Annotated in this window: 16 protein-coding genes; 6 read left to right on the top strand and 10 right to left on the bottom strand. The window is 44.2% G+C overall.

Going from position 1 to position 26,245, the window contains the following annotated elements:
* Positions 1–50: 50 nt before the first annotated feature.
* Positions 51–2,030 carry a replication initiator protein RctB domain-containing protein gene (locus tag AC3CID_RS23415; RefSeq protein ID WP_004732568.1) on the bottom strand — a complete coding sequence of 660 codons (1,980 nt, stop codon included), beginning with the start codon at positions 2,028–2,030 and terminating at the stop codon, positions 51–53.
* 1,260 nt (positions 2,031–3,290) lie between these two features.
* Between AC3CID_RS23415 and AC3CID_RS23410 the strand changes: the two genes are divergently transcribed.
* The 4 genes from AC3CID_RS23410 (at position 3,291) to AC3CID_RS23395 (ending at position 9,770) form a co-directional block, all read left to right on the top strand.
* Positions 3,291–4,508 (top strand): ParA family protein, encoded by a 1,218-nt coding sequence (locus tag AC3CID_RS23410; RefSeq protein WP_004732566.1) that lies wholly within the window; start codon positions 3,291–3,293, stop codon positions 4,506–4,508.
* Between the two features lie 5 nt (positions 4,509–4,513).
* Positions 4,514–5,488 carry a ParB/RepB/Spo0J family partition protein gene (locus AC3CID_RS23405; protein WP_065206531.1) on the top strand — a complete coding sequence of 325 codons (975 nt, stop codon included), beginning with the start codon at positions 4,514–4,516 and terminating at the stop codon, positions 5,486–5,488.
* A gap of 93 nt (positions 5,489–5,581) precedes the next feature.
* Positions 5,582–7,681, top strand: a complete 2,100-nt coding sequence (locus AC3CID_RS23400) for a tRNA(Met) cytidine acetyltransferase TmcA domain-containing protein (RefSeq protein ID WP_488527597.1) — start codon at positions 5,582–5,584, stop codon at positions 7,679–7,681.
* A 418-nt stretch (positions 7,682–8,099) separates the two neighbouring features.
* Entirely contained in the window at positions 8,100–9,770 is a 1,671-nt protein-coding gene (locus AC3CID_RS23395; protein WP_065206533.1) for a flagellar assembly protein A, read from the top strand.
* A 148-nt stretch (positions 9,771–9,918) separates the two neighbouring features.
* On the opposite strand, the gene AC3CID_RS23390 is transcribed toward AC3CID_RS23395, so the two are convergent.
* The 6 genes from AC3CID_RS23390 to AC3CID_RS23365 all read right to left on the bottom strand — a co-directional run bounded on the left by AC3CID_RS23390 (position 9,919) and on the right by AC3CID_RS23365 (position 19,532).
* Positions 9,919–12,033 (bottom strand): type I secretion system permease/ATPase, encoded by a 2,115-nt coding sequence (locus AC3CID_RS23390; RefSeq protein ID WP_017078412.1) that lies wholly within the window; start codon positions 12,031–12,033, stop codon positions 9,919–9,921.
* An 18-nt stretch (positions 12,034–12,051) separates the two neighbouring features.
* A complete protein-coding gene (locus AC3CID_RS23385) occupies positions 12,052–13,962 on the bottom strand; it encodes a bifunctional diguanylate cyclase/phosphodiesterase (RefSeq protein WP_146455219.1) in 1,911 nt (636 codons plus the stop codon).
* Positions 13,963–13,967: 5 nt separating this feature from the next.
* Complete coding sequence (locus AC3CID_RS23380; protein ID WP_017078414.1) at positions 13,968–14,636, bottom strand: transglutaminase-like cysteine peptidase; 669 nt, start codon at positions 14,634–14,636, stop codon at positions 13,968–13,970.
* A gap of 59 nt (positions 14,637–14,695) precedes the next feature.
* Positions 14,696–16,087: an HlyD family type I secretion periplasmic adaptor subunit gene (locus tag AC3CID_RS23375; RefSeq protein ID WP_017082895.1), complete on the bottom strand. Its 1,392-nt coding sequence runs from the start codon at positions 16,085–16,087 to the stop codon at positions 14,696–14,698.
* Positions 16,088–16,199: 112 nt separating this feature from the next.
* Positions 16,200–17,495 (bottom strand): sigma-54-dependent transcriptional regulator, encoded by a 1,296-nt coding sequence (locus AC3CID_RS23370; protein ID WP_488528010.1) that lies wholly within the window; start codon positions 17,493–17,495, stop codon positions 16,200–16,202.
* Positions 17,496–17,609: 114 nt separating this feature from the next.
* Positions 17,610–19,532 carry a sensor histidine kinase gene (locus AC3CID_RS23365; RefSeq protein WP_488528009.1) on the bottom strand — a complete coding sequence of 641 codons (1,923 nt, stop codon included), beginning with the start codon at positions 19,530–19,532 and terminating at the stop codon, positions 17,610–17,612.
* Between the two features lie 166 nt (positions 19,533–19,698).
* Between AC3CID_RS23365 and pdxH the strand changes: the two genes are divergently transcribed.
* On the top strand, positions 19,699–20,334 hold the full coding sequence (pdxH, locus tag AC3CID_RS23360; protein ID WP_004732548.1) for a pyridoxamine 5'-phosphate oxidase: 636 nt from the start codon (positions 19,699–19,701) through the stop codon (positions 20,332–20,334).
* 133 nt (positions 20,335–20,467) lie between these two features.
* On the opposite strand, the gene AC3CID_RS23355 is transcribed toward pdxH, so the two are convergent.
* The 3 genes from AC3CID_RS23355 to AC3CID_RS23345 form a co-directional block, all read right to left on the bottom strand.
* On the bottom strand, positions 20,468–21,253 hold the full coding sequence (locus AC3CID_RS23355; RefSeq protein ID WP_488527596.1) for a PAS domain-containing protein: 786 nt from the start codon (positions 21,251–21,253) through the stop codon (positions 20,468–20,470).
* Between the two features lie 376 nt (positions 21,254–21,629).
* A complete protein-coding gene (locus tag AC3CID_RS23350; RefSeq protein ID WP_488527595.1) occupies positions 21,630–23,459 on the bottom strand; it encodes an SUMF1/EgtB/PvdO family nonheme iron enzyme in 1,830 nt (609 codons plus the stop codon).
* A gap of 252 nt (positions 23,460–23,711) precedes the next feature.
* Positions 23,712–24,815, bottom strand: coding sequence for a PEGA domain-containing protein (locus AC3CID_RS23345; protein WP_029225131.1), 1,104 nt, complete (start codon positions 24,813–24,815; stop codon positions 23,712–23,714).
* A gap of 484 nt (positions 24,816–25,299) precedes the next feature.
* Between AC3CID_RS23345 and AC3CID_RS23340 the strand changes: the two genes are divergently transcribed.
* Positions 25,300–26,124, top strand: a complete 825-nt coding sequence (locus AC3CID_RS23340; protein ID WP_017075637.1) for an AraC family transcriptional regulator — start codon at positions 25,300–25,302, stop codon at positions 26,122–26,124.
* The last annotated feature ends 121 nt before the right edge of the window (positions 26,125–26,245 follow it).

Below are 26,245 nucleotides of genomic sequence, written 5' to 3'. Positions count from 1 at the left end.
GGGTATTTCTACTGCAAAAATCAGGTCGAAAGATCAACACGCCCTCGTGATTAATGGCCAATCGCCATTTCATCGAGCGCTAGAAACACATTCTCGTCCAAATGGCCTTCGTGAACTTGTTTACACACTTTACGACGTACAGCCAAACCAGAAATCAAACGTTCAATGGACAAGTGTCGATTGCTGGTGCTGTCACGGTCGTTGTACAGCTCAATTAAGCGACTCAGTGTTTCGTATGGGATAACATCCTCCCCTACTCTCAACCAATCAAGCTTCTCAATGAGCTCTGAGCACTCTTCTTTGATTGAGGCATGTGAATGCCCGGTCATAGCAGATAAAGCCGTTATACTGCGTTCTAGAGCCTCTGTGGAGGTATATTTAGAGAGAGTAATCATGATCTCATCAGCGTTGATCTCAACAGAATGTTTACGCTGCTTAACTCGACGTCCCAATTTGCCTCTTGGCGACGGAGCTTTACGTTGAATTGGCTCAAACTCACCATCGATAATCTCAGACAGCTCTTCCAGCTTCTGCTTAGACACCATCTCGTTACGCAGCGGGTTCGGTAACGTTGGGGCCATATTACGCTTACCGGCGTTGGTGGTACGCGCTCTTGAATAACGCAACACCTCTTCAACATTACATTTGATATCAACCTGATAATCGGTGGTTTTGCCTTTTTCGATCAACGCCGTGATCGTCAAGTGATAACCCCAAAGATTCACTAGGAAAGTATCTTCTTGATCCCCTACCTCACCCAATTTTCTTAGTTCGCGGATCAAATCCATCGAGAAGCGACGCCAATCGATATTACGAGCCAACTTCTGGTTCAGCTCGCTCAGCAACATACAATCTGAGTGGCGACGTGCCATACGGCTTCTAAAGTACGAATACATTTGGAAGACCAAGGTATGTTGTTTCAGGATTTCTGGCGGAAATAGGAAGAAATAATCACGCGTCAGGAGCTCTTCGTAGAACGAAGGTTCCCAGACAAGGATATACAGGTTCGGTTTAATGCGAATTTCGCCATCAGAGCCCTCTGTAGGCGCTTCTTCCGATGCCGTAATGGTTCTAGCTAAGAATCGGAAACGATCACTCTTGAAGCCTTCTGGCATGTTCTCGCTAAGCCAACGGCCCGTGAGCTCGTGCAGTTGGAAATCGGTAAATTCAATACGGTCAATACTGTCACGGATCGAATCGCGTGCAGGACCGCTGTCTTTCTTGCCACGCAAAGACAAAATATCCGTGATGTAGAGTGGTGTTTTGTTCGGTGTGTGTTTCGCGTCGAGATGATAATCATCTTGGTGGTGATCATGATATTGGACAGTAAGCGTGAATAACGCGAACAGCGTCATCAGATCGTCAACCGTCATGATGTTTTTAGAAGATCGTGTCTCGATCACCGCTCGAGTGCCAGAGATCGAAACCATAGATTTCTGGTAGCTCTTACGGGTTCTCGGTGGCGCCAACGCTTGATCAATAATCCCCGCCCAATTGGTTGGTGAAACAATGAATTGATCCGCTTCGTCTTTCATCGTTGGTGGAGTATTCAGTCCGTGTTCATTCAGTAAGCGCTTGTTGACTTTGGTTTGAGCTAAGGCTTTAGAGCGCTTTTGCTTCTCGTTTTGCTTCACGCTTTCTGTCACCAAGCTGGTGGCACCTAGTACCGATATCAATTGATTAGGGTTTACAAAGCGATGCAACATGGTTTTACCGGCCAAGCCTTCTTCAAAGCGAACCGGGATTTGCTTGAAAAGACCTATACTTACCGCCGCTCTTAACCTTTGCTGTAAGGCCGCACGAGTAACTTGACCATCGGTTGATTCAATAATTTCGGTAGTGGAAACGTAACCGTCTTTACTGCTAAACCCACGAAGTGAAATTAGGTTAAGAAGCTCAACGATGCTTTTGGTGACACCTTTAAAGTGTTGATATTGCTCTATCCATTCAACGGCTGTTTCAGATACCTCGAATAAATGACCATCTTTGTGGCTTCGTGCCTTAATTAATAATTTCTCTTCTGGTTTCATTATTGATCCGTATCACACTAACCGTAATTTCACTATAGTTCCTGAATGATAAAGAAAGAATGATCATAAATAAAGAGAATTTATTGGCTTTTAAATAACTGATCTTTTTGATTAATATGATCTTAAATGATTAAGTGATCTAATGATCCGGGTGTTCTTTTGGTTTTAAGTTGCTGAATTTAAAGGTGTAAAATAAAAACCCTTGGAAAGCATGATCATAATAAACCCGAAACTATGATCATTAAACCTAAGAAAGCATGATCACAGAACATCAGAAGTATGATCATTAAGTCATTGTAAGCATGATCATTATCGGTTCGAAAGCATGATCATTATGCTTATACAGCTTATCCACAGTCCGTAATTGATCAAGTTGTATTAAGCGGCTTCTAAGTCACCTATGTGGATATTTTTGACAGCCAATTCATCGGAACAATGATCAAGTAATGGGGCTTTTATATCGTTCCTCCCCTTTTATGTTTAAAAATTGGTCGATATTGGTCACACCGTCAGTGGTTGGGCACTTTTAGCTCGCAACACAATAAATCAGGAAGCATGATCATGAAATTGTCATGTTTCTGCATTTCCATTCTGTGTCGATTGAATTTCTAACCAATCAGGCCTTATAGAGCTTGAATCCCCATTGCAAAAGCATTTGTCCGTAAGTTAGCTCTAAATCTATATGCTTCCGGAACGATATTTACTTGATCATTTTTCCGGAGGTTGATCATTTCGAACGGGCATTCATACGGATCAATATTGATGAGTTTACACCTTGATCATGCTTCATAATATGGACTTATCAATTTTCTTACGAGTTATGTATCCCATGATCATTCTTCCGGTTGAGGCTCAATTCTCTTTTGTTTAGTGACATCTCTTCTTCGCTTTATTTTCTATTAACTAAGCGATTTTTTAGGGTTTACTCTTTGTTGGTTGAAAATCTATCAATTTCGAATGCAAATCACACCAACCGTAATCTATGCTTGTGTTTCAATCGTTCCGAAGATTTTTCTCTGAAATTCTATTTACATTGTAAATAAGTGATGCTGTAACATTTTAAATGTAAGGATGAAATAGAACGGTTATACATGACAAAAAAGGTCATTTTTGTGTTCGTATTAGCCGTTGTTTCATCAAACTGTAAGAATACAGTTTATTTTATGTGATTTTACTCATAAATGTATGTTCATGTTTTTGTTGTGTTTGTTGTTAATCGCTGTACAATTTGTTCTAGGTTAATCATTACGGAAACTGGCAATGAAAAGAGAACAAACGATTGATAAGCTCTATCAGCTAGCCGAACAAACTCAACAAGTTCAGGCTGACCGAATTGAGATTATTCTGGAAGAGCGAAGTGATGAACATTTCCCTCCAATGTCTAAAGCTATGATGGAGACGCGTTCAGGCTTAACTCGTCGAAAATTGGATGAGGCTATCAACAAGCTTGAAGCGGATGGTCATCAGTTTACAAAGAACAACGCCAATCATTACTCGATTTCATTGACTGAAGCTCACATGCTGATGGACGCAGCTGAAGTGCCGAAGTTCCACCAACGTAAGCAGCATGTAGACAATAAGCCGTGGGTTATTAACGTACAGAACCAAAAGGGCGGTACGGGTAAATCAATGACAGCGGTTCACCTAGCGGCTTGTCTGTCTTTGAACTTAGATAAGCGCTACCGTATCTGCTTGATTGACTTGGATCCACAAGGTTCTTTGCGTCTGTTCTTAAACCCACAAATTAGTGGTGCAGAGCACGACAGTATCTATTCTGCTGTTGATATCATGTTGGACAACGTGCCAGAAGGCCAAGATGTTGATCTTGAATTCTTGCGTAAGAACGTACTTTTACCAACACAGTATCCGAATCTAAAGACGATCTCGGCGTTCCCAGAAGACGCGATGTTTAACGCTGAAGCGTGGCAAAGCCTATCTCAAGATCAGTCACTTGATATTGTTCGTCTTTTAAAAGAGAAGCTTATCGACAAAATTGCTGATGATTTTGATGTGATTATGATTGATACCGGCCCGCACGTAGACCCTCTAGTGTGGAACGCAATGTACGCATCGAACGCTCTTCTGATTCCATGTGCTGCCAAGCGTTTGGATTGGGCTTCAACGGTTAACTTCTTCCAGCACTTACCAACCGTGTACGAGATGTTCCCGGACGACTGGAAAGGGCTCGAATTTGTTCGTCTAATGCCAACCATGTTTGAAGACGACAACAAGAAGCAGGTATCAGTATTAACTGAGATGAACTACCTGTTGAATGACCAAGTAATGATGGCCACTATTCCAAGAAGCCGCGCTTTTGAAACCTGTGCAGATACTTACAGCACGGTTTTCGATCTAACGGTGAGCGACTTTGAGGGTGGTAAGAAAACTCTGGCTGTCGCTCAAGACGCAGTACAAAAAAGTGCTCTAGAATTAGAGCGTGTATTACATAGCAACTGGCCTTCACTTAATCAGGGATAACAAGAATGGCGATTAAAACATCTGACTTAAATGCAAAGCTATTTGGTAAAGCAAACAAACGTCGCGTAGCTACGCCACAAGAGGCTCAAACAGCGGCTAAAGAGCAGGCTCAAGTGATCGAGCTTTCTGTTGCAGGCGAAGAATTGGTTTCATTTGAACTAGTTCGAATCCCGGCGGCTGACGTAGCAACTCAAACGGTTGTTTTCGAAGAAAATGCTCGTGAGCAATCTTTCTTAAACGAGCACGCGCTTTCTGATGTTCTTACAACATTGAAAGAACGTGGCCAGCAATACCCAGCGGTTGGTCGTAAAAACAAAGACGGTAAGATTGAAGTTCTTGATGGTAGCCGTCGTCGTATGTCGTGTATTTTGGCTGACAAAGAGTTCCTTATCTATGTTGCTGAAAACATCAACGGCGAACACGCTAAGTTCCTATCTGATGTTGCTAACGCTCATAAACCGCTTTCTCTGTATGAGAAGGGTAAAGAGATGCAAGCGAAGCTAGATAAAGGCGAAGCTGAAGACCAGAAAGCACTAGCGAAAATGTTCCAGTGCAGTGAAGCTTTGGTGAGTGGCGCGTTGAAAGCGGCGGCTTTGCCTCTTGAACTGCTACAAGCTTACCCAAATGTGAGCGATCTTGGTCGACCAACCATTGTTAAGCTACACAAACAATTCGGTGGCCTGACTGGCGAACAGCAGCAAATATTACTGACTAAGTGCGATGCTTCTGAAGGTTTTGTATGGCAGCGTAGCGAAGCACAAGGTGTTACGCGTTTAACTAAAGACGTTACTGAAACTTTGGAAGGTTGGATTCTTGAATTGGCGCCAGCGCCAGCGAAGAAAGCTTCTCCAAAAGTTGAGCTTATTAAAGGCCGCGCTTCATACAGCCGTAAGGGTTCAAACTTAGCGTTGAACCTTAAGAAAGTGGATGATGCGACAATGGAAGAGATTTTAGCCTTCGTTCAATCGAAGCTCGACTAAGTCGACGACTTTCCATTACGACTCTAAAGCCGCATTATGCGGCTTTTTATTTGGCTGTGATAAACTGTGTCTAGATGAATCTGGACGCTAATTATGAAGAACCCAACAAACACTTTCCTACATACTCTTTCCCAAACAGCCGAGCATAATCAGCATCGTTATGGCGTTGTCTTTTCTGGTGATAGTGGTTGGCAAGACGCTACGATTCAAAGCTTTCTTGATGCCTCTTCAGCACAAACAGTTTTCCAGATGGGTGGTTCGCCTTTTCTATCGGTAACACATGTTCCGGTTAAAAAGGGGCAACAACTCTTAGGCCGTGAATGCCAACTTCTTGTTTGTGATTTTAGAGAGCAGTTTGATGCCAACAGTTTTAGTGCGGCACTAGGTGCGTTAGTCGGTGGCGGTTTGTTGTTGGTTATCCCGCCCAAATCCGATGAATATGAAGAGGGTTTGAATTCTACTTTTGGAAAACGTTGGTTAGCGTCTAACTTTGCCAAACTGTTTTCTGTCTCACAAGACGATGAACAGCTAACGCAACTCTATACTCGTAATCCTTTGCCTGAAGAATTAACCCAACCGATTTTGTTCGATAGATTTGAGCAACAAAAGACGGCAGTAGAGTTAGTCAAGAAAGTCGTCTCTGGACATCGAAAGCGTCCCTTGATTCTCACTGCAGACAGAGGTCGCGGCAAGAGTTCGACATTAGGTATCGCGGCAGCGGAGCTTTTGGTTGAGCGTCACGGGCTTAACATCATTGTTACCGCTCCTTCTGTTAAAGCGGTTGAGCCGGTATTTGCTCACGCAAGCCAACGGCTAGGCCCTTGTGAAGTTATAAGTACTACTAACATCGGCCATCAAGGTGGCAGCCTAAGATTCGTCGCACCGGATGAACTACTTCAATCTAAGCCTGATTGCGACCTGCTATTGGTTGATGAAGCGGCTGCTATTCCAATCCCTATGCTCAAGTCCATGGTCGGCATTTATCATCGTATGGTTTTTTCAACCACGGTACACGGTTACGAGGGCAGTGGTCGAGGGTTTGGGATTAAGTTTGAATTTTGGCTTTCTGTACACCGCCCTGGTTGGAAAGGCTTTAAGCTCGAACAACCTATTCGTTGGAATAACAACGACCCACTAGAAGCTTGGTTGTTTGACTGCTTCCTGCTTGGTAACGACGCGTCGCTAAGTGACTCGGCGATTCATGAGTTAGATAACTTTTCTGATAAGACAATCAACCAATTAAATTTAGTTGAACTATCAAAAGCAGATTGTTTGGCTAATCCACACAAGTTACAACGATGTTTTTCTCTTCTTGTGGATGCTCATTATCAGACGTCGCCCAATGACTTAATGCAGTTCCTTAACAATCCAGCAATCCACTTGTACGCTGCCTGGCAGCAAGATGAATGTTTAGGTTGCATGTTGGTCACTGAAGAGGGTGGTTTAGATAAAGATTTGATTGCTCAGATTCAAATTGGAAAACGCAGGCCTCAAGGACACCTTGCTCCTGTGTTGCTGGCAAACCAACTAGGCTGTACAGAAGCGGCCACCAGTCGCTGCCTTCGAGTGATGCGCATTGCAGTTTCAACTCGTCATCAAGGTTTGGGCATTGGTGGTTGGATGTTGGCTAAGTTATCAGAGCAAACCAGCCAAGCGGATTATCTGGCGACAAGCTTCGGTGCGACTAGTGAGTTGATTTCATTCTGGCGCGATAACGATTTTGTACCTGTCCATATTGGCCACCAGCGGGATCAGGCAAGTGGCTGTCACTCGGTATTGATGGTTAAGGCGCTTACCTCAAACTCCCAAAGCTGGATTAACCAAGCTCTAAGTCACTTCGAGCGTAGCTACTGCTTTCTTGTTTCAGGTTCTTTAGTTTCACTTGAAACCGAAATGGTGCGCGTACTGCTGCCAAAGAGTGTCGATACCGTTAGCGAGTTTGAAACTCAGTTAGTTAGAAATTACGTGAACGGTGGCAACAGTTACGATGCGATTAGCTTCAGCGTACTGAACTTGATTCTACTTGGTAACGATCGAAACATAGGTATTTCTGACTTACTCATCGCAAAGGTCGTTCAGCAGAAAGAGTGGGGGACTTGTGTTGAACAGTCTAATCTTGTTGGTCGCAAACAAGCAGAGATTCAGTTTCGTAAAGACGTCGATGTTTTGCTAGCAAATTTACAGTGTAAATAGACAAGCCATCATTTAAATAGACTGACCGTTACAAATTAGATTTACAGTGTAAATTAGAATCTTGGATTTACACTGTAAACTGAAGCTCCATATTGAAATCCGTTTTTACCCTGATTATCAGCTTCATCACTTCTGTTCCACTTCTCCATAACAGCCTTTAATCTTCTAAAGCTATTCGCCTTTACTATCTTGCTCTAATATCGAATCGACATTCAATCACACGAAATATTCTGAAAATTTCCCTATGTATTTGTAAAGGCGAAGTAGATCATAAAATGTGTAAGTCTTATTTATGAGTCATGTTTGCAGAATCGAAAGTAAGTGATGTGACGCTGATTATTCTAATAATGTGATACTCAGCGCAGAACGAATTATATAGACTGAATAACAACTGAGTCATTAGGGATACTCAATTCGAATGTGGGATAACATTGTTACATTGTCAGAAGACAAGAAACAAGTGGTGGCATGTCTGCCGTCGGGGTTTGTGGTTGAAGCAAGCTTTGATAACACGACGTTGCCACCAACCTTGGAAGCTTTGGACGCATCAAACTATTTTCTTTTTGAAGAAGAGGTGTTGCGCTTCGTCACTCTTGCCAAAGAAGGTAAAGGGGAAGCTTACGAAGGAGTCTTGATTGCCGAAGTTCGTAACGCAAGCGTTGCTGTCGAACTGTCTGATGACGAGATGCTGGCGAGTCTGGTGGTGACGGGACCACATCATGGACACGCACTGCGCGGGAGCGACATCATTCATTGTTTAGCCCAAGCCCACATAACAAAGGGAATTAATAAGTTAGCGCTCAGAAAAGTGCTGATGATGAGTAACAAGCTTAAACCCGGTGAAAAGTTTACTCAACCCGTCGCGAAAGGGACGCAGCCAGTAAAGGGCAAAGATGCTAAGTTTGCCGCCTTGGTTGAAGACATTACTCGCCAAGTCTTGAAGCCTCGCAGTAAAGACGAAGGCAAGATTGATATGCGAGACTTGGGGCAAACCATTACTGTTGGTCAAAATGATCACTTGATGAAGCGTACTCCCGCGACCAAAGGCATCGCTGGCTTTACCGTCCAAGGTCGAATTATCCCACCGCTTCCTGGACAAGACAGTTTAATTAAGCCTGGAAAGGGTACTTACATCTCCCCTGACGACCCCAATTTATTACTCGCTTCCTTTCCTGGATTACCCATAATCAAAGATAGAACTATTGAAGTAGATGACGCCTTGTGCGTTAGCAACGTAGATGTCTCAACCGGACACGTTAAATTCAAAGGCAATGTCTTTGTCTCTGGGAACATTGAACCGGGAATGATCGTTAAAGCGACAGGAAGTGTCACGGTTGGTGGCTTTATTGAATCGGCAGAAGTCCAAGCACAGGGTGACATAAAAGTCGCGAAGGGGATTATCGGTCATACGACTAAAGAGGGTGAGCCGAAAAGTTGCAAGGTGTTTAGCAAAGGTTCTATCACAGCAAGCTATGCGCAGAACGCCGAACTCCAAACCGCCACCGACCTTCGACTGGGTGTGCACAGCATGAGTAATGATATTCGTTGTGGTAACAACCTTATCGTGATGGACAGTTTGAAGAAGCACGGTACGCTCAGTGGCGGCGAAGCTAGAGTCGGTGGGAAAGTGGAGTGTGTCTTTTTAGGCGTAGAAGGCGATACCGCAACCAAGGTACACGGATTTGCACGTTACGATGGTTACCGACAAAAGATAGCCGAGCTGAAAGAAACTTATAAACACGCTCAAGAGCAGACCATGGATGTGATTCGCCAAGAGCTCGAATTTAAGAAGCGACCAAAAGCGGAACGCAGCGAAGAGCAAGCACTAGAAATTGAGCAGCAAAGAGAAAAAAATAATCTTGCGATCGAAAATACTAAATCACAGTTGGATACGCTTGAAGCTGAGTTTGAAACCAACCTTGCCGAGTGCACAGTTGAGGCGCATGAAAAGGTGTATACGCGAGTGACGATTCAATTTTGTGATGAGACAGTCACCACGAAGCGAACCCACGGCGGCAGTGTTTTCTCGTTCAACCAATACGAGATTCAATGTTCATTCAAAATGGAGCAAGAAGATATCTCGTTGTAATTGAAATGCTTTGAAATTGACCGACTCTGAATAGAGCGGCTCGAGCTATTTTCTACTCATTAGAACAAACAAAAAAGGGGGAGCTGATGCTCCCCCTTTGCTTTTGCTGATATTGATTTAGTTAGATTCTTTAAGTCACATGAGCGCTTTAACTTGCTGCTCTTACCTTGCCTTGCTTCAAGTCTGACAGAACTTGTGCTTTCGGGCCGTCGGCAATAATGCTGCCTCTCTCCATCACAATCACTCGATCTACAATATCCAACATCGATGTTTTGTGGGTGATAAGAATCAATGTCTCGCTTGGCAATAACTGGTTGAGTTGATGTTTGATGTGCATCTCCGAGCGATTATCCATCGCACTGGTCGGTTCATCCATCAAAAGCACGGGTGGACGTCCTAAGAAGGCTCTAGCAATGGCAATCGACTGACGTTGACCACCAGATAGTAAAGCACCACCTTCGCCCACTTGGCGTTCTAAGCCTGCTGGATCTTGCTGAGTAAACGCGGTCACGCCTGCACGGTTGGCTGCGTCCATCACATCACGGTCATCGACCAACGGTCGACCTAAGGTAATGTTGTCTCTTACTGAACCGTAGAACAGGTTACTGTCTTGCGGTACACAGCCTATATTGCGTCGTACATCGACATGATGCAGTTGTTCCATGTCAGTGTCATCAATGCGCACATGGCCTTCTGTAGGTTTGTATAGGCCCATAATCAAACGTTCTAGCGTGGTCTTGCCTGAACCAATTCGACCAATGATCGCGACTTTTTCACCGGGTTTGATATTAAGAGTTAGGTCTCTGATAGAAGCGACAGGCGAGTCTGGGTAGTGGAACGTCACTTTATCTAGCGCAATATGACCCTGAATAATCGGACGGTGGATGTAGCGCTTACCTTCTTCCTGTTCATCAGGCATCGACATTACTTGTTCAATTAAAGTCATTGATGACTTCGCTTGGTTGTAACGTGTAGAAAGCAAAGACAGTTGAACAAGAGGGCCAATTGCACGGCCGCTCAACATGGTCGCGGCAATCAAGCCACCCATAGTGAGTTCACCTTCTGCGATGAGGTACACACCAAAAATGATCATTCCTACATTGGTACTTTGTTGAACAAAGCCAGCCGTGTTTTGGATGCTGTCGGTGATGCGGCGACTTTTGATATTCCAGTTTGCCATGTGCGCGACCGCTTCTTCCCAACGGAATTGGAACTGACTTTGCGCGCTGAATAGCTTAACGGTTTCTAACCCAGCCAAGCTCTCAATTAAGTTCGCGTACTTCTGAGAAGCAAGTCGAGAGCCTTCTTCAATCGTACGACGCAGTGGCCCTTGGATTAACAGTGCATAGATAATCAAAATGACCACACCGACGACAGGAACAAACACAAGGTTTCCGGCCATCAGCCAAATTAACGCCAAGAACATCAGCGCGAATGGTAAGTCGATTAACGAGCCAATAGTTGCTGAGGTAAAGAACTCACGGATTGATTCAAATTCTTGCAGGTTTTTCGCGAAAGCGCCAACAGAGGCGGGCTTTGCTTCCATGCGAATCCCCAGAACTTTACTGAACAGTTTAGAGGAAATTAAGATATCGGATTTTTTCCCCGCGACATCAATGAAGTAACTGCGCATTAACTTGAGAAGCAGATCGAAAAGGAAGACGACGAAAATACCACTCGCCAACACCCACAGGGTTTCAAAGGCAAGGTTAGGGACTACTTTGTCGTACACCAAACGAGTAAACATTGGCGCGGCAATGGCGAAGATATTGATCAGAATGGATGCTATCAACACGTCACGATAGATGTTTTTAGATTCCCAAATAGTGCTCCAAAACCAGTGACCTTTGCGTGTTTTTAGAACCTCTGGTGAACGTTCATCATAACGGAATTGTTTTTTTACCAAGAAGTAGCGGCCGATGAATTGTTCTTTGAGTTCATCGACTGGAATGACGATAGGCACCATCCCGCTTTCTGCGGTGATGATCTCTGCTTCTTGTTTTTCTAAATCGATACTATTTAGAACACATGCTTCGCCCTGTTTGAGAAGTAGAATAGCAGGCAGAATCAGGTGAGGAATACTTTCTAACTCGGAACGGTTTTCTTTCGCCACTAATCCCGCTCGTTCAGCTGAACGAGGGAATAGGAAAGGGGTTAGCTTTCCATCGGATAGTGGTAGCCCATTGATCAACGCTTCGGGCGAGTTAGCTAACCCGTAATACCGACTAACGTAGATCAGTGAGTTTAATAGTGGATCTTGCATGCGATATAACCCTTACAACTATTTATCAACAATGAAGCCTTGGAACACTTCTACGTAGTTATCAGACAGGATATCTAGCTGAGTCTGAGTTTCTATTCGAGACGCAATGGTGGTTATGCCTAGGTTGTGAGCGGTTCTAGAGATCGACGTTAAGGTGAATTTCTGTTTTTCATCATCAAGGTTGTGCGTAAACAAGTAATCCAACTTCACATAGCTTGGGCGGTACTCGTTGATGTAATCCAATGATTGGAAATTACGTCCGTAGTTATCAACACCGAATACGGACTCAGCGTTACGAATGGTGTTACACAGCAGCGCCGTGTAGTGCGGAACATTGATGAAACAATTTTCTGGAATCTCAAAATGTAACAGATGAGCAATTGAGGCATTGTGTTCAAGAGTTTTACCAATCCAGCGGATAAAGCTTGGCTGAGAAATACTGCTTGGCGAAATATTGATAGCAACGGGGCTCGTTATTTCTTTCGCATTCAGTTTCTCTATCATCTTCTCGATAACGTATTGGTCGAGAATGTGGCTCATTTCTAACTGTTCTAGTGCGTATAGATATTGGTTTGCACTGTAACGAACTCCGTCTTTTTCAATCGCAGAGAACACTTCTTGGTGATACGTTTTGCCAAAGCTATTGTTTGCAGCTTGCAGACGGAAGGTGACAAGGTCGTTGATGATTGCTTCTTCAACCAACATACGCCATTGTTGTTTGCCCATCACAGCACCATGATCGTCTGCCGTTACGTAGCCGTAAGTCAGTTCACGGTTCGCCTTCGCACTTGAGAGCGCGTTATCGACCAACGACATGATTTCGGTACTGGTTTTTCGCGTATTGCTGTATGTCACACCTAGCGCGATGTGTGGATTCGCCGTACCTGTTGGGTCTGAACCTAGGTTTTGAATGCAGTTTACGATGCTGCCAGCAACAAGTTTAAGTTCGCTTTCATCAATGTTTGGCATGATGAAACCGAATTCGTCACTAGAAATACGGGCGATGGTGATATCTGGTGATGAGATTGAAGCTTGCAGCTGTTCAGCCAGTTGATGAACCAAGGCATCACCTTCTTGATAGCCTTTTTCGTCGTACTCTTCACTAATAAATTCGGCTTTTAGTACGGCTAAACCACCTAAACTGGACTCTTCTAACCACTGAGTTAACTGAGACATGTAGTAAGCGCGGTTGCCTAGCTGAGATACAGGGTCGATATACGCTCTTTCACGCAGCTTTTGAGCTTCTTTCGCTTGGTTTTTAAAGGCCAGTTCAACTTGGGTCGACATGTGGTTGATACCATCGACAACCAAGGTGAGATCTTTTGTCTTTGGACGAGCCAGTGGTTCACCAAACTGATTCTTCGCGATCTGATCCATCTTAGTAATGATCAACGAGAGCGGGCGTAAAGCACGCTTAAGGATCCAAGAGATAGACACTAAACCGAGCAAGAAGATCGTGCCAAAGATGCTCAGTAAGCGGATGAACGCTTGCCAAAGCTGATCGTAGGCAGGACCAGGGTGACTTACGATCTCGACTTCTGCCAGTTGCATCCAGCCACTGGTAATTACGCGGCGGTCATGAACAGGCTCAAATAGGTTAAGGTTAGTAAACCACTCTGGTACGCCAGTTGGCTTTACAGGGTATGAACGGAGAATGTCATCTCCGGTGTCTAGGAAAATCAATCGCACGACGGAATAAGAACTGCCATCAAATAGGGCGTTGATAACAGACTCCACTGCCACCTTGTCCTTTTCTTCTAGGTAAGGGGCGAGAGCCAGTCCAACAGTATTAATGGTATTACTTACCTCAGAGCGTTGCTGCTCCTCTAAGTATCCACGGGTGGTATTGAATTCGATCATAAAAACTGACGTCATCAGCAGTATGAATACCGCAACCATCCCGACCACAAGCTGTTTATATAAAGTCATTGTACCTACTCATCGTAATTGATAATGGGTTTGTTTAAATTTAGAGAGCGCTCACGAGAACGTAGGTCGTTCCATAAGCTCAATCTTGAAGATTTCCCTGCCAGCTTACCGCTGCCTGCTGCCGACTTAATTAACCAAAGGTTTTTACCATTGAAACTGTATATCGGTCGCAGGTCTCCGCGTTTAGAACCGCGTTTTATTTCAGGGTTTAAGTTATCCAAAATTAGTGGTTCTGCACTGGGTGTTGAGTAGTATGCCAACACCATATGGAATTGGTTTAACTCAAGTGCTTTTACGTACACCAATCGTAATTTTTTATCTGGGACGCCGAGTTCAAGTAAAGAGAAGTATTTTGCAATAGTGAAGTCTTCGCAATCACCGGCGTTGCTGCCTAAAAACTCCAGTGGTGTCGCCCAGTAGTCATTCTTTCCCCATAGTATGTTGTCATCGACAAAGTACATTTGGTTGAAGAACCGGTTTACCGAATCAAGCTTTTCCGTTTCACTTAGCCCTTCGTACGACGTCATATTGGAGCGCCATGTTGCCACTCGTTTTCCGGCTCTTTCCCCATAAGTTGCAGTAACCGCGTCTATCCACCTTTGGTCGCTCTTGTTGAGCGCGACTGAGGTAAAAGAGGTGAGGACCAGCAACAATAACGAAATCCGAGATTTCATAGCCTCTGCTCTTGTCTGTTCACTGTGTATTGAAAGGCGCTATCAAGCATCAAGCGTCCTTACTCTTTTAATGCGTTGTTTTGAGCGCTTAATAGTGGCTTCAACATGTACTCAAGTACGGTTCTCTTGCCCGTGATGATATCGACAGAGGCTGTCATACCAGGAATGATCGGTAACTCTTCGTTGTGTCCAAAGCTGTATTTATCGGTACGTACACGCACGATGTAGAAGCTATTGCCTTCTTCATCTTGAGTGGTATCGGCGCTGATGTGTTCTAACACACCTTCCAAACCGCCATATTTTGTGAAGTCATAGGCACTAAATTTAACAATGGCGGTCAGTTCTGGGCGTAGGAATGCGATATCTTGCGGAGCGATTTTAGCTTCAACCAATAGCGAGTCTTCAGTCGGTACAATCTCAACAATGTCCATACCCGGCTGAATAACACCACCCACGGTATTAATCCCGAGCGTTTTGACTGTGCCCGTTACGGGAGAGACCACGATGGTACGGTTTACTCTGTCTTCAAGGCCAACCGAAGATTCGGTCATTGCAGAGAGCTTGTCTTGTGCTTGGTTCAGTTTTTCTTGTTGTTCTGAGCGGAAGCTCAATGCAGCATCGATACGGCTGAGCATCGCTTCTTTGATGGCGGAACGTAGAAGAGGGATTTTGAGTTCGCTCGAAGTCATTTCTCGGCGAGTGTCATTCACTTGTCTTTGAAGCTTGAGGAGTTCAATTCTTGGCACAACGCCTTCATCGGCAAGCGGTTTTGTTATATCTAATTCTTGGCGGGCAAATTTGTAACTTTGTCTTAAGTTATTGACGCGCGATTTTATTTCAACAAGGTCTTGTTGCTTCTGTTCAACTTGTTGATCAAAAACGGAAAGTTGGTTTCTTAAATTGTTTAGGTCTTGACGATATTCGGCTTTTTGGCGATTAACCAGTTTAGGTTGAAGTTCGTATAGCTTTGGTGGGAAGGCGAGTTTGCCGTAGTCGAGTAACACACTTTGTTTCCAGTTTTCGACGGAGAACTCTTCGTTGATGACCACGCTGTTAAAGGAAGCTGAAAGCATTAATACGCTGGCAGTTAAGTTTGCCACTTGTTGTTCGCGCTCTCGGAAGTCAGAACGGAATCGAGTGTCATCGATCAACAGCAGCTGTTGACCTTTTTGAACGCGTTGACCCTCCCTTACTAATATCTCTTTTACGAGGCCGCCCTCAAGGTTTTGCACCACTTGGATTTGGGAAGAGGGGATGACCTTGCCTTGGCCAACGGTGACTTTATCGATCTCAGCCCAAGCGGACCACCCAATAGCAGCAATAAAAAACAGAACGATCACCCATAACATAATACGCGCACTGGTGGGCGTATTGAGTAGTAGTGCCGCTGTTTTATCATCGACGTACTCAAGTTCGGTTTCGTTCAATTTGCTGTAATTCTTCTGGCTCATGACTGTCCTTGTTTGCTAAATAAAAGTGCAAGCCTATTGAGTGTATTCTTACTTTTGATAAATGTTAAGATTTTGCTCCTTTAAATCTTTGAATTTATATATTTTTTAAGACTTATCGGTTCTTGAAATCTGTTTTATCCAATTGGTGCTTTCTCAGCTTGTCATACAGTGTCTTTCGCGACACTTGCAGCTCTTGTTGCACTTCTTTTAAACGCCCTTGATGGCGATGTAGCGCCTCAATTAAGATAATTTGTTCAAAGCTATCAGTGCGTTGGTTCAACGACTGTTGCTGCTCCTCAATGCTCACGTCACGTTCATCCGCATCATTTTGCTCACCAGTATCACCGTCGAGCGACGGCTGCTTAATTTGAGTCAGCACTCTGAGTTCGGCATGTTGGCGAAGCTGACGAATGTTTTCCGTCCAATGAGTCGCAATGAGTCGTTGAATCTCTTTTTCTGTAATGACAGGTGGCGGCAGCTGATATCGACTTGCCGCACCACGAGCAAAATGCTTAAACAAGGAGCCAATATCTTCGGTTCGTTGCGCCAAGGTTAGCAAATCAAATCGGCGGAACTCACCTACAATTGTAGTTGGAACTATTGTGGTTGCGATAATGATACAAGTTGCATTGGTATTGCATGAGTTTTCACGAAGTAGAGTGGGTTTTATAGCTGCTAACCAGCGCCATTGTTGTGAAGTTAATGCTTCTGTTTCATGGATATAAAGTGTTCCGCCCTGATGTTTGCTGAATAATTGCACAACAAACTGGTCAAACGTAGCTTGGTCATTGCGTGGTAAATTGAACGCAGCGACAGGGCAAAGTTCTGCGGATTGATGGCTGTGTAGATCGTGTGTGTACTGCGCCGTGACCCTTTTACCTGTCCCTAGATCGCCGACAAACAGTAGAAGAGGGTGAGTTTTGGTATCTAAGGTAATCAGTTCTCGGCGTAATGCCTGCATGGATGGCGATTGACCAATCAGTTTTGGTCCCACCTGATTCTGCATCGCCAACTCTTTACGTAATAAGTTGTTCTCTTCAACCAGTGCGAGTTTATCTGCGGCTTTTTTTACCGCAGTGAGCAGGGCATCGACCACAAATGGCTTTTCCAGAAAATCGTAAGCGCCGGCTTTCATTGCGGACACCGCTGTTTGCACGTCACCATGCCCAGTAAGGACGATGAGCTGAAAATTAGGATTTTGGCTCAGCAACTTTTGTGTCAATTGAATGCCATCCATCACAGGCATGTGAATATCGGTGATGACAATTCCAGCTTGCGCGGTATCTATTTTCTTTAATGCTTCAATAGCATTAGGAAAGCAGACGATATCGATGCCTTCAATGAGCATGGCTTGTTCTACGGAGTCTCGGATTGCGGGTTCATCGTCGACAAAATAGAGTTTAGGCATAGAGTGCAAAAGTCGAGTCCTTAACAGTATGTGATTTGCTGTATGTCAGATTAGCAGTATGTAAGATCAGCAGTATGTAACGTTCGTTTTCTAATCAACAATAACAACGGCACGTCAGTCCTTATCGTTATATAACGGGATGTTTAGCGAGAATACCATGCCTGAAGGCTCTAATCGGTTCGCGCTGATCGTGCCGTGATACGCTTCAATAATCCGTTTCGATATTGAGAGCCCTAGCCCTAAGCCTTCCGGTTTAGTGGTAAAAAACGGGTCGAACAACTTTTCTAATTTGTCGTCCTGCATGCCAATTCCGTTATCCCAAATGATCACCTGACAAGAGTCATGATGCAGTTGCCATTCGATGCCTATCTGTGGACTAGCCTGTTGGTCTACGTTCTCCAGGTTTTGTTGCTCCTGCAAGACTTTCTGTTCAAGTACTTGCTGTTGAAGCGCTTGAGTCGCGTTGTGAATCAGGTTAACGAGCACTTGTTCGAGCTCGGTAGGGTGAATCGCAATGTTAATGTCGTTTGGCACTGTGCTTAGCCTTAGTGTTATGCCTTGTTTGATCATTAGCGCACTAAGAATACTGGTCGCGTTGTTGATCGATTGATGCAGGTTTGCGACGTGATGTTCTTGCTTGGTGACCTTGCGAGTGAAGACTTTAAGACGCGCGATGATCTCGGTAATTGAGGTATTCAAAGCAATCATTTTATCGAGATTGCTTTTGACCAAATCAGTCCGTTCCATTTCAAGCAGCTTTAAGCTGTTCTCACTGTATGTTCGCAGCGCTGCAAGTGGTTGGTTGATTTCGTGGTTTATGCTGGCTGACAGCTCACCGAGTACTGCTAATTTTGCGGTTTGTGTTAGCTCTTGTTCTGTCTGTTTCAACTTCGACTGCGACTCTTGGTATTGAAAAAGGGTTTGTTGCAGCTGTTGATTGGATTGCTTCAAGTAGTGAGTGCGTTTATCAACGGTTTGCTCTAGGTTTTGGTTGAGTCGGGTCAACGCCACTTTCGCGAGATAAGTCTGGCGCCACGACCAAGCGATGAGCATCACCAAGCTGTAAATCACCACGAAGATGACATCGATTTGCAAAACTTTAATAAGCTCAGCTCTGGTCTCTTTTAGTGCGACGACTTGGTATTGGTTGTTGCTGACCGTTGCAGGGTAAAGATTAAAAACACCAAGCTTGAATAGCTGGTTAGCCGTGAGTTCTTTTTGCACTTGATTTGGTTGAGGATCATTAGGCTGATTGGTGCTGCTAACTTCTTGTTTAGATTTGAAAGAACGAAAGGCTTCGATGATCGAAATTTCGCTTTGACCGTATTGGCGTTGAAGTGCGATATCCGTTTGTTGTTGCTGAGTTAATGGCAACAATGAATGGTAAAGCCATGGAGCTTGGCTTGATAAAAAGACTACTTGGTTAGAGTCGAGTACTACGATCTCAAAGTCGTCGCTGGTTAGGATGTTTTCGAGGTTCTCTAAACTCACCTTTACGGTGATAACACCAACAATGTCATTCTCAACATACAGTGGTGAAGATAAAAAATAACCGCGTACATTCGAGCGAGCGCCTAGCGCGACATATTGTGTATTGTTGCCTTGAATGGCTGAAGCAAAGTAGGGACGAAACGAGAAGTTCTCGCCTACAAAAGTGCGAGGCTTTTGGTAATTACTGGAAGCGACGACAGTACCGCTCGGGTCATGAATATAGATGGTGTCAGCTTGGCTTTGGTTTGACCATTCAAACAGTAATTGATTGAGCTGCGCAGCGGAAATCTTGTCTGTTTGTGGTGATGAGTCAAAATAAGAGAGCAGACGCGGGTCATGGCTGAGTAAATCCGGGATCTGTTTGAATTTATCCAGTTCAGAATCGATTTGTAGATTGGCTTTGTTTGCCGCTTCATTGAGTTGCTGAGTGACGATTTTTTCTTGGAATTGTACTGCCATAAAGTGGGTTGCAGTCAGTCCTGCCGTTCCCAATAATAATGAGAATAAAACAAAAGGAGTCATTAGGTTAGGCAGTATCTTGGTCACTTGGATCTCAGCGAGTAATCGGTTTGTATAAAGATTATCAATATGATGGATAGAGTACCGAGATCTTGTTAACACCGAACACCTTCTGTGAGACAAAACCATGGCTTAGACTTGTGTTTCAAAGGATTACAGCGCAAAATCACAAAAAATTGAAAGGAGCAACGAAATGGAACTGACAGATATTCGTCGTGAATATGCTAAGGGTGGACTGAGACGTAAAGACTTAGCCGCAGACCCTATTGAGCAATTCAATCTATGGTTAGAGCAAGCCATCGAAGCTAAGATGACTGACCCTACTGCCATGACAGTTGCCACGGTTGATGAAAATGGTCAGCCATTCCAACGAATTGTTTTGCTAAAGAATGTTGATAAAGACGGTTTCGTTTTTTACACCAACTTAGGTAGCCGTAAAGCGCATCAGCTTGAGCACAACAGCAAAATCAGTTTGCACTTCCCTTGGCATCCACTTGAGCGACAAGTTCACATTACTGGCACCGCTGAAAAGCTGACAGCAATGGAAAACATGAAGTACTTCTCGTCACGTCCAAAAGAGAGCCAATTGGCCGCGATTGCAAGTAAGCAGAGTAGCCGTATCTCAGCTCGTGGCATTTTAGAAGGTAAGTATCTAGAGCTTAAACAGAAGTTTGCTAAAGGAGAGATTCCGGTGCCTTCTTTCTGGGGTGGCTTCCGAGTTCGCGTGGATAGTATTGAGTTTTGGCAGGGGGGGGAACACCGCTTGCATGACCGTTTCTTGTTCTCACGCCAAGACAACAGCTGGGATATTGATCGCCTAGCGCCTTAGGCTTATGGATCTTAAGTGGTCTACACCGAATAGAACATACAAAAATACCGCTGACTTGGTGATTAGAAACATCAAGCAGCGGTATTTTTTTATCTGTACATTCCCAGATTCATCGACGAGTTGGTCATTCAACTCATTTATCACTGTGCAGTACAACGGAGATCTGTTTATTGAGCAGAGTTTCTGGGATCACGGAGCCTAAGCCTGAGTCCAATGCATACTCAATTAATTGGCTTTTGCTGCGCGCATCGAACTTCTGTTTCAATCTCGCGACATGACCTTCGACCGTTTTGATTGAAATGTCTAACGTAGACGCAATGTATTGAGGCTTCTTGCCGAAAAGCAGTAAAAACAACACCTCTGATTCTCGCGAAGTCAGCCGCTTTTGCAGCTTAGACACACGCGGCTCTGATCCCGCAAGTGATGCTTGATTACCTTTCGCTCCTGTTGCCTGACAAACCCAATGACCGACCTCTAAGATTGCAGTATCAGTGAGCTCTTGCCCATAGAAGATAGTGCCTTGGACATTGTCATTATCATCAATCCAAGGGGTTTTGGTAAAAATATGGGCATGCCAGCGTCCGTCTGGATAAGGGTGAATATCGAGGATTTTAAGAGTACTGCGTGTATCCATCACATGTTTGTCTTGAGCTCTGAAATCTTGCGCGCACTCAATGGTTTGACTGGGCATGTCGAAGTCGGTCAAACCAGTACAAGTCTCATCGGGTTTTAAGCCAATCAGTTTGTTGTAGGCAAGGTTTGCGTACACGAAGACCGAATCAGTATCTTTGCAGCCCCAGCAACCTGGTAGTTGTTCAAATAAAGAACGATGTATGGCGTTGAATGGATCTGGCAAGGTTTTATCTCGTAAGCAGAGGTATAGCAATAATATCAGTTTCTTATAGCGCTGCAATGGCAATTAGAGTTTGTACTCTGTTCGAAAAATAGGGTGGTGAATGACAGTTAAACAGATTGCTGACTAACTGCTTTAATCACGGGGAATAGGTGGTCAGAAAGAATGATAAACAGGCAAAAAAAAGCCAGCCTGAAGAGGGGCTGGCTAAAGACAAGATATGCCTTGTCGACATGTAGAAGATTTTCAGCTTAATTTACGAGGGTCAGGTAAATTAAACTGAGGCATCAATTTGATACCCAGAGTGACTTACTACTCTATCGACGAATCTACTCCTAGGAATGCTTATGCATAAGGGGGGAATTCCCCTATAAATGCTGCTCAATGTGATAATTGAGAACTTAGAGTAAATATTTGAGGTGCTGAGTCAGTGATTGAAAGCCTACAGCTCTCGTACTACTCGGAACCCTAGATAGTTCGCTGCTGTTGAAGGCGGTACGTACAGTTCGTTAAATACCTTTGCTTCTTCTGGAGAGAAGCTCCACGCGCCACCTTTCGCTAAACCTTTCTGAATGGTTGTCCATTCCCATACGTTACCCACCATGTCGTAGAAGCCTGTTGGTGTTGGCAGGAATGATTTAACTGGAGATGTGCTAACGTTTGACCAAGGCGTACCTGCCCAGCCAGTGTTGGCCTTACCTGAGCGGAACTCGTTACCCCACCAGAAGTTGGTGTCTTGACCTGCTCTTGCTGCAGCTTCCCACTCTTGTGGTGTAGGTAAACGGTAAGTGAAGCCAGTATTTTGAGATAACCAACGAGTATACGCTTTTGCATCATTTTGGCTGACACATACAACGGGTGAGTTATCTGCTTGTTTAAAGCCAGGGCTTTGCCAGTCATTGTCCGAAACGGTTGTGATCTCTGCATTTACGAACGTATCGCAGGTGTTCATCAGCTCTGCGTCTGTTTGGTAGCCAGTGCTGTCTACAAATGTTCTAAAGTCTTGAACACGGGTTGGTGTTGCGGCTAATGCAAACGGCTGTGTGATCGTCACTTGTTTTGCGTTGTTTTCACCCAGTAGGTAGCGACCTGAGCCGACAACAATCATTTCAGGGCTCTGAATGTTGTTTCCCATCGGGTCTGCAAACTTGGTACCGACATTCAATGAGTTCTGCTTGGCCTGTAATACAGCTCGTAGGTTGTGATCGCGGGCTATCTTCAGCTCTTGGTGGAAAGAAAGGTAACCCTCTTTCTCAATCGTGACCATGTGCTGGCCTGTTGGTAACATCACTTCAACGGGTGTGCTGCCATAGTTCACGCCGTTGATAGAAACCTTGTCGTTGTATTGATTTGAACGCACCACCAAGTTAACCCAAGCGACTTCTTTTTGCTGGTCGTTGGCTTGTTGCTCGCTTTGAGTGAAACAGTTTGATGACTGAATACCAAGCAGACGACAAGGTGTGTTCTTATCTGGACGAGTTTCTAGGTTCGCCGCAATCACCGCTCGGTAACGGTTATCTTCAGAGAAGCCCGAGGATTTCACTTTGTGTTGCAGAACGTGAATATTCAATGAAGCAGACGCAAGGTGCTCTTTCACTGTTTTCGATTCGGTCGCGTTGTCTACAAGGCTGTGCTGGAATTGTTTTACCGCTTTTTGAAGTGCCAAGGTCATCGTTTGGTCTGAACATTGCGCCAGTGTCATATCGCTGCTGCAACGGTTTGTAAAGCTAACGGTTTGCTCTTCCGTCTGAGTGATCTCGTTTCTGAGTCGCTCAGCTCTTGCTCTTAGCTTATTTTGGTTCAGATTAGCGATTGAAGCTTCTGCCGCTGCTTTCTCGGCTTGGATAGCCTCAAGCTCCATCATCAAGCCTTGCTGTTTCTGCTCTGAATCTGAAATCGCAAGCTTGCCTTCTTTTACTGTTTTCCAAGCGCCTTGGAAGCGGTTTTGAGCCGGCGAGATATCGAAATTGGGCTCATCAATCATGCGCGTGTAATCTTGCTCTAGGCTGGCTTTCGCTTTTGCGAGTGTTAGCTCTGCTTGAGCCGATAACTTGGCTAGACGTGCCGTTTGCTGCGCTTGATTGTCGACTTCATTTTGTTTGTCAGCTAGTTTCTTCTCAACAGCCGTTAAGTTGGCATGCTTTTCGAAAAGTGAGCTTTCAACGTCGCTGACAGAAGACGCGATCGCTGGTGGTGTCGCCTCAGCGAAAACAGCAGGCGTCATTAGGCAGGGAGCAAGTGCAAATAGTAGAGTAGGAAGACCTTGGCGCATGATGGGCTACTTCAATCGTAATTTAGGTTAATCGAATATTCTAAACGAAAACGCCATTTTGTCTGCAGCTACTGTTTATAACGATCAAACAAGGTTATAACGACCATACAAGTTTATAACGATCATACAGTTTATAACTATCAACAAAATGGCGAGTATTCATTCAGCTTTGCGAAATAGGCACGGCTATTTATTCGGGCTTAGCTTTCTGTTTTGGCTTAGCTTTTATATTGCTTAGCCTCTATGTGGGTATTAACTTTCTTTGCTAGGAAGAAGTTTCACCCAAATAGTATCGCTGCCGTTGATGGTGACTGTACGGTTGTAAGACTCGTAACCTTGCTTTGAAATGGTTACTTGGTGACGACCGCTCGGCAATGCAACCTCAAGAGGTGTGCTGCCATACTTAATACCGTTGATAGTGACTGAATCATTATATTGATCAGAACGTACCATCACGTTAGCCCATTGCTTATCGCGCTTTTTAACCACGGCAGCATCACTGCCGGTTAAACAATAGCGTGTTGAAACGTTCAATAAGTTACAAGCTGCAACCGCTTCAGGTTTTGCTTGAAGCTGAGCTTGCATTTGCATGAAGTAAGCGTTGTTACCTGAGAAACCGCTCTTAATTGCTTGGCTGTCTTGAACATGGATATTCAGTTGAACACCTTGTAAGTTTTGCTTAGCCAGAGTGCTTTCTGTGAGCTGCTCAAGTAATTGAGCCTTGAACGTTTGTACCGCTTTTTGATTGGTAAGTTGTTTACCTTGAGCAGTACACTCACCCAGTGTCATTGTTGATGCACATGTCGTGGTGTAGCTGGTTTCAAGAACAGCACTTTCACGAAGTTCTGTTGCAATACGTTTAACACGAGCTTCAACTTTTGACTCTCTCAAGTTAGCCAACTCATTATTCAGGCGAGCTTGCTTTTGCTTGATTTGAGAAAGGTGAATTTCGCTCTCGTTCATCGCTTGTTGGTTATCTAGCTGAGACGATTGGTTCTCTTTAACGGCAGCCCAAGTGTCTTGGTAGCTTTTCTGGAAAGAAACCAAATCAGTTTCTGGGTCTTCCAGTAAGCGGCTGTACTGTTTGTCGAGTACAGACTTGGCTCTGTTACGTTTTGCCTTAAGTTCTTCACCTTCGCGTAACAACTTACTGTTTTGGTTTTGTAGTTGTTTTAGGTTTTCAGACGCCGATACTTGAGTTGCTGAAATACGCTCAATATCTGAGTTTTTCTCTGTTAGCTTTGCATCGATAGCTGAAACGGGATCGACTTGATTCAGTTCTTCAGCTGATACCGATGCAGATACCCAAAGTGGGGATAGCGCGAGTAAAAGCGCTGAAATTCGAAAGTTAGTCATAGGTCCCTGCAACTTATAGATTGAAATTGGCTCGTTAATAAAGTGTCTACTTCCTAGTTGTGAGTCACTAGTTATTAGCAATTAACACAGTACCCGTCTTTATACCGTTTTATTGCCATCCAATCTACTCAAAAGCCCAGTTTCGGTACTTCGGATACACTTTTTACAAGTTGAGGCTTGATTATTTGAGCTATATAAGAAAATTTTTTTCGTATATAGCGGTAACGAAGCATCTATTTATTATATGAATTTCAACTCGTTGCATATCGTTATTTTTAGCCGCTTGAATTTGCCGGAAAGATTGGTTTTACAACTGCCGTAGTTTGTACACACTTGATCATCTTTCCGGAGGCATGATCAAGACGATCTCGATAATGATCTTTTGTTTAAGGCGAGGAAATGACTCTCATGATCATTTACAAATTCATCTTATGCAGATTTCAGAGTATTATTCTTACTATGTCGACCTGAGTATTTTGATGTTATGCCTAAACCGTTGCCCTTTCCGAACTTTGACTTGTCCCCGCTAAGCCTTACTGGCCCTCGCCCTGCGGAGATCATTACTTTGCCTTCGCATATGGATTGTCATGATCACCATTATTCGCAGGTAGTCATTGGTTTAAAAGGTCAGGCGGAATTTGAAGTGAGCGGTAAAGGTAATCTTGTCGGTCCAGGACAAGGCTGTGTAGTCACGGCTCGCTCTGATCATGCTTTCGGTGGAGTGGTTGGTCAGTCGGATATTCTCGTACTCAACATGCCTATGCCAACCGATGATGACCCTCTGATGCTAGAGAAGATTAACCAGTTAGAATCATCGAACGTCTATTTCCAATTAGATGCGCAAATTCAAAAGCTTATCCATATGTTGGTGCAAGAGATGCAGGCCAGCCCTGATGATCTTTTGTTGAGTCGAGCTTGTAATGACACGGTGATTGCATTGATGCAAAGACACATCTCGGCATTTGAAACCTCGATTAAAGATTCGCGTTTCGATCTTGAGTCGTTGGATCGCTACATCGAACAACACTTGGCTAATAAGATCTCAGTCGCGCAGCTTGCAGGCAGTGTGTTCTTGGGCGAAAGCCAATTCCACATGCTATTTAAAGATCAAATGGGCATTACCCCTCACCAATATGTTTTAGGAAAGCGTATCGATCGCTCTCGACGCCTTATTGAACAAGGTAATCTAAGCCTTGGACAGGTTGCAGAACTTGCTGGTTTTTCCGGTCAATCCTCCTTTACTCACACCTTTTCTCGCCTTCAAGGCATGTCACCATCTCAATACAAAAAGCAAATTTCTGTTAAATAAAAAAACAAAACGGCATATTATTTTAAAGTTTCATATGTGACCTTGTGTTTGTTTTGTTAATAAAGCGAGTTTTTAGCAAAAAACTCGGAGTTTTTGACAAGTAATCCTTATATACTCTAAA

This window comes from Vibrio sp. QJM3NY_21 (genome assembly GCF_057785975.1).
This window is presented reverse-complemented; position numbering and strand designations above follow the sequence as displayed.

Bases quoted from the DNA above. Each gene is read 5' to 3' on its own strand.
- AC3CID_RS23415 (WP_004732568.1), bottom strand. From the start codon at position 2,030: ATGAAACCAGAAGAGAAATTATTAATTAAGGCACGAAGCCACAAAGAT.
- AC3CID_RS23410 (WP_004732566.1), top strand. From the start codon at position 3,291: ATGAAAAGAGAACAAACGATTGATAAGCTCTATCAGCTAGCCGAACAA.
- AC3CID_RS23405 (WP_065206531.1), top strand. From the start codon at position 4,514: ATGGCGATTAAAACATCTGACTTAAATGCAAAGCTATTTGGTAAAGCA.
- AC3CID_RS23400 (WP_488527597.1), top strand. From the start codon at position 5,582: ATGAAGAACCCAACAAACACTTTCCTACATACTCTTTCCCAAACAGCC.
- AC3CID_RS23395 (WP_065206533.1), top strand. From the start codon at position 8,100: ATGTGGGATAACATTGTTACATTGTCAGAAGACAAGAAACAAGTGGTG.
- AC3CID_RS23390 (WP_017078412.1), bottom strand. From the start codon at position 12,033: ATGCAAGATCCACTATTAAACTCACTGATCTACGTTAGTCGGTATTAC.
- AC3CID_RS23385 (WP_146455219.1), bottom strand. From the start codon at position 13,962: ATGACTTTATATAAACAGCTTGTGGTCGGGATGGTTGCGGTATTCATA.
- AC3CID_RS23380 (WP_017078414.1), bottom strand. From the start codon at position 14,636: ATGAAATCTCGGATTTCGTTATTGTTGCTGGTCCTCACCTCTTTTACC.
- AC3CID_RS23375 (WP_017082895.1), bottom strand. From the start codon at position 16,087: ATGAGCCAGAAGAATTACAGCAAATTGAACGAAACCGAACTTGAGTAC.
- AC3CID_RS23370 (WP_488528010.1), bottom strand. From the start codon at position 17,495: ATGCCTAAACTCTATTTTGTCGACGATGAACCCGCAATCCGAGACTCC.
- pdxH (WP_004732548.1), top strand. From the start codon at position 19,699: ATGGAACTGACAGATATTCGTCGTGAATATGCTAAGGGTGGACTGAGA.
- AC3CID_RS23350 (WP_488527595.1), bottom strand. From the start codon at position 23,459: ATGCGCCAAGGTCTTCCTACTCTACTATTTGCACTTGCTCCCTGCCTA.
- AC3CID_RS23345 (WP_029225131.1), bottom strand. From the start codon at position 24,815: ATGACTAACTTTCGAATTTCAGCGCTTTTACTCGCGCTATCCCCACTT.
- AC3CID_RS23340 (WP_017075637.1), top strand. From the start codon at position 25,300: ATGCCTAAACCGTTGCCCTTTCCGAACTTTGACTTGTCCCCGCTAAGC.